Origin of the sequence: Micromonospora sp. NPDC049081, assembly GCF_040648835.1 — a bacterium.
In the GTDB taxonomy this organism is placed as follows: domain Bacteria; phylum Actinomycetota; class Actinomycetes; order Mycobacteriales; family Micromonosporaceae; genus Micromonospora; species Micromonospora antibiotica.
This window is the reverse complement of the sequence record NZ_JBEZEK010000058.1, coordinates 1-3,089: the sequence shown is the minus strand read 5'-3', so window position 1 is coordinate 3,089 and position 3,089 is coordinate 1. Positions and strand designations below refer to the sequence as shown.

The following is a 3,089-nucleotide window of genomic DNA, read 5'->3' as shown; positions in this document are numbered from 1 at the left end:
CACCACGAAACCCCCCGGCTCACACCGGAAACCATCGCGATTGTCGACAAGCCGGCCGCTGCGGTCTCCCGCACGCTCGCCCGGTGCCCTGCCGGTTGTTCACCTTACTCGACTGCTCTCTGCCCACCAAATCGACCCTCGGTCGATCGGGAGGCATTCCTGAGATCAGTGGTAGCGCTCCGGCCTTCGGGGCTTTCACCCCGGTGCGTCCGTTCCGCGCTGACAGAGAGAAAGTTACGCGCTCGCCGAGTGGACCGTCAAATCCAGCAGGTGCGTTCCCGGCCACACCCCCGGTCACCTGCGGCCAGGCGCCCCGACACCACCCGGAACGGCCGGCGGGACTCCACTGTTGACCCGCGCTGAGCTGCGGGAAGTCCACGGGGACGAGGCCAGGTGGGCCGAAAGGACAAAACCCGGTGCGCACGGTGGACGCACCGGCCAGGGCAACCGCCGGCCGCCGGTTGACCCGACCGGAACGCGACCGTGCGGAGGGGCCGCCGTCCCGCCCGGATCGGTGCGTGGACCGCGCTCGGGGCCCGGTCACCCGCGGCACCGGTCGCCGGTAGTGTTTCGCCCCGTCGTGGCCCGCGGAGTCGCCCACGCGGACCTGGATCGCCGAGGAGTACGGAGGTTGGCTCTATGTCCACCGGGGAGGAGTCGTACGCGTCGCGCGACGACGGGACGTCACGGCCGAGCTTCGAGCTCGCGTTGCGGGGCTACGACAAGCGGCAGGTGGACCGCTACGTCGAACAGATGGACGGCGCACTGTCGACGCTGACCGCCGACCGGGCCCGGGCGGCCGGCCAGATCCAGGGGCTGACCACGCACATCCAACGGTTGCAGGCGGAGCTGACCGAGTTGCGCCAACGGCCGGCCCAGGTGGACCGGGCGTCCTTCCGTGATCTCGGCCCGATGGTGGACCAGATCCTCGCCCTGGCCGAGAAGCAGGCCGCGGTGATCACCGACTCGGCCACCCAGCGGGCGAACCAGCTCCAGGGCGAAGCGGAGAAGACGCTGGTCGACGCCCGGGACCGGACCGCGCAGGCGCTGCGGGACCTGGAGGAGGAGTTGACCGCCCGGCGCGAGGAGCAGGACAAGGCGTACGAGCAGCGCCGGTCGACGGCTGACGCCGAGCTGACCGAGATTCGGGAGCGGGCCGAGAAGCTGCGGGCCGAAGGGGAAGCCGCCCACGAGCGGGCCCAGCAGGAGGCGAAGCGGATCAGCGAACAGACCGCCAAGCAGATCACCCAGACCCGGGCCGCCGCCGAGGCGTTGACCAAGGCCGCGCGGACCCAGATCCAGCAGGAGATCCAGGCGGCCCGGACCCAGAGCCAGCAGGAGCTGGCGCAGTGGCAGGCCACCGTGGAGCGGGAGGTCGGCGAGCGACGCGCCGCCGTCGAGCAGGAACTGGGCGAGCAGCGGGCGGCGGCGGAGCGGGAGCTGACCAACCAGCACAGCGCCGCCGAGCAGCAGATCGCCGCGCTGATCGCCGAGGCGCAGCAGTACGCCACGGAGGTCCGGCAGCGGGCCGACGAGCAGGCCAGCAGCCACCAGGAGCAGCTGGCCACGGTGCAGCGGGAGATCGCCGAGCGGCAGAAGTCCCTCACCGAGGTGCAGGGTGAGCTGGACACGGCCCGTGCGCAGTTGGCTGAGATCCAGCAGGAGGGCGACACCGTCGAGCGGGAGTTGGTGCGTACCCGACAGCAGTTGGAGGAGGTCCGGCGCGACCTGACCGCGGAGAACCGACGGTTGGACGAGGCCCGGCAGGCCGCCGAGAGTGTGGAGCGGCACGCCAAGGACGTGCGGGCCCGGGTGCAGCGGGAGGCCAAGCGGGTCGCCGACCTGGCTGCCGCCGCCGTGATGGCGGCTGCCGCCGGGGGCGGTGAGACCGCCGAGTATCCGACGGTGGCGGCCCGACCGGCTGCCGAGCCGGCTGCCGACGCGGCGGTCAGCGAGCCGCCGGCCGACCGGGTGCCGACCAACGTCTGAGAGGTGGCGGGCGAGCCGGGGTGACATCGCTGGGCTCCGGTGGTGTCGCGTAGGCATCCATGCCCTGGAACTGCCGGGTGGCGGGCCACCCGGGGCGAAATCGCTGGGCTCCGGGCCGGTGGGGACGTAGCCTGACGGCCCGTCACCACGTCCCCCGATCGAGGTGTTTTCCGTGCCCGTGCTCCGCGTGCCGACCGTCCGCTCCCCGCGCCCGTTGCCGCACCCCTGGAGTCACCGACATGGACCTCGATCGTAGTTTCGTCATCCGCGAAGACGACCTTCGCATCCTCAACCCGTTCGACGACGACAAGCTCGCCGCCCTGGGCCGGGCGATCCGGCTCCGCCCCGACGACACCCTGCTCGACCTGTGCAGCGGCAAGGGTGAACTGCTGTGCACCTGGTCCCGTACGCACGGGGTCCGGGGCACCGGTGTCGACCTCAGCACCGTGTTCACGGCCGCCGCCCGGCGTCGTGCGGTCGAACTCGCCGTGGCCGACCGGGTCCGTTTCGTGCACGACGACGCCGCCGGGTACGTCCATCCCGAGAAGGTGGACGTGGCCGCCTGCGTCGGTGCCACCTGGATCGGTGGGGGCGTCGTCGGCACCATCGACATCCTGGCCAGGGCGCTGCGGCCCGGTGGGATGCTGCTGGTCGGGGAGCCGTACTGGCGGCGGGAACCGCCGGACCAGGAGACCGTCGCCGCGTGTCACGCCACCGCCCGGGACGACTTCGACGACCTGCCCGGGTTGATTCGCCGGGTCCAGGCGCACGGGTGGGACGTGGTCGAGATGGTCCTCGCCGACCAGGACAGCTGGGACCGGTACGCCGCGGCGCACTGGCTCACCCTGCGCCGCTGGCTGGACGCCCATCCGGACGACGACCTCGCCGAGGGGTTCCGGCAGGAGTTGACCGAGGACCCGGTCCGGCACGTGCGGTACCGGCGGGAGTACCTGGGGTGGGGGGTCTTCGCCCTGCTGCGGCGGTGACCCCGGCGGTGGGGGGGGGGGGGGGGGGGGCGGGCGGGCCGGGGGGGGGGGCGGGGGGCGGGCCGCCGGCCGACCCGGAACACACCTAACGGAACAACAGTGACACTCGAAACA

2 protein-coding genes are annotated in these 3,089 nt (G+C 72.5%); both read left to right on the top strand.

Features of this window, described 5'->3' with window-relative positions; translation table 11 throughout:
* Positions 1-639: 639 nt before the first annotated feature.
* Entirely contained in the window at positions 640-1,989 is a 1,350-nt protein-coding gene (locus AB0B63_RS32405; RefSeq protein WP_357025844.1) for a DivIVA domain-containing protein, read from the top strand.
* 239 nt (positions 1,990-2,228) lie between these two features.
* Entirely contained in the window at positions 2,229-2,975 is a 747-nt protein-coding gene (locus AB0B63_RS32400; protein WP_357025841.1) for a class I SAM-dependent methyltransferase, read from the top strand.
* The last annotated feature ends 114 nt before the right edge of the window (positions 2,976-3,089 follow it).